The organism is Secundilactobacillus pentosiphilus (genome assembly GCF_002217985.1).
Lineage (GTDB): Bacteria > Bacillota > Bacilli > Lactobacillales > Lactobacillaceae > Secundilactobacillus > Secundilactobacillus pentosiphilus.
The window spans coordinates 1-207 of record NZ_BCMI01000123.1 but is presented as its reverse complement, the minus strand read 5'-3'; the positions used below and the strand labels follow the sequence as shown (position 1 = coordinate 207).

The 207-nt window shown below is 47.8% G+C and carries 1 rRNA gene; it reads left to right on the top strand.

The window, feature by feature from the left end:
* Positions 1-134 precede the first annotated feature (134 nt).
* Positions 135-207: ribosomal RNA gene (gene rrf, locus CES81_RS13315) — 5S ribosomal RNA — on the top strand; the annotation flags it as partial.

The following is a 207-nucleotide window of genomic DNA, read 5'->3' as shown; positions in this document are numbered from 1 at the left end:
TAGGCTAGAAGTGGAAGTGCAGCGATGCACGGAGCGGACTAGTACTAATCGGTCGAGGACTTAACCACGAGTAGTGGTGTTCATCGGTAAGGAAATTGATATTGTCTAGTTTTGAGAGCATCAGTTCTCAATAGTGTGGTGGCGATAGCCTGAAGGATACACCTGTTCCCATGCCGAACACAGTAGTTAAGCTTCAGCACGCCAAGA